The sequence below is a fragment of the Azospirillum sp. B506 genome, assembly GCF_000333595.1.
Lineage (GTDB): Bacteria > Pseudomonadota > Alphaproteobacteria > Azospirillales > Azospirillaceae > Azospirillum.
Window position 1 is genome coordinate 1 of the sequence record NZ_BADK01000430.1, and the last position, 962, is coordinate 962.

The window sequence follows — 962 nt, forward strand, 5'->3', positions numbered from 1 at the left end:
CCTGCTGCGGACGATTTCCTCGCATTGGCGTTGGTGCACAAGACCTGAGCGCCACGCGAATTGCGTGCCCTGGCGCGGGGCGAGAGCAAAGGGCGGGTGGCGGCGCGGATGTTCGCCATCGCCCATGCTCTGGACGGGGGGAGCCGGGCGGAAGCGGCGCGGCGGGCTGGCATGGATCGCCAAGCCCTGCGAGACGCTGTGGTGCCTCCGCTTCACGAAAAAGCCGGAGAAATCCATTGCCGAGAACCTTGCCCTCGGCAAAGGTTATCGGGATGAGCGGCGGTACCGTGCCGCACCCGAACTGCACCGGACGCCAATCAGCAGATGCGCTGGTCGCCGCGTGGCGCTCACCGCATGCCGAAGCTTCGCATCGCAGTGACGAACGTGACGTTCGCAGCGGATCACACCGCCGTCGAGCCATACGCACGCCGCCCCTTCCGTCCCGCGGTGTGAAGGCCCCCAGATTTGCGACGGCCTCCAGAGGAAACGCGGGACGGAACGGGTCCGTCAAAAGGAAACCAGTATCCTGGCCTGAGCGGTCAGGGTGCCGCGGCTGGTTTCCGGCCCATCGGTCAGCGCCATGCCGACACTCATGCCGGCCTGCAGGGGCTGCCCGAGTGAACCGCTCCGGGAATCCCGGAGCGGTTCAAGGCGAGGTTCTCCCCGGTGGCGGGCATGGGGGATCTGATCTTGCCCTGCTTCGGTGGACACCACAGCTAAGCTCCGAGTGGAGCGGGAAGGTATCTGATGACGAAGACGAGGCGATCCTTCACGGACGAGTTCAAGCGTGAGGCCGTTGCCCTTCTGGAAGGGAGCGGCCGGCCACTGGAGCATGTGGCGCGGGAGTTGGGCCTCCAGGCCTCGGTGCTGCGGAACTGGCGGCGGGTAGCCCAAGGGCACCCGCCGCGCTCACGGTCTGGCGCCCCTGCCGTATCCGGCACCGCCATTCCGGCCAAGCCGGA

At 67.4% G+C, this 962-nt stretch carries 1 protein-coding gene and 1 pseudogene; both read left to right on the forward strand.

Features of this window, described 5'->3' with window-relative positions; translation table 11 throughout:
* Positions 1-57: 57 nt before the first annotated feature.
* Positions 58-267, forward strand: a pseudogene (locus I71_RS35930) (IS630 family transposase); the annotation flags it as partial.
* Between the two features lie 480 nt (positions 268-747).
* A partial coding sequence (locus tag I71_RS39710; RefSeq protein ID WP_244433814.1) for a transposase occupies positions 748-962 on the forward strand: 215 nt, incomplete at its 3' end.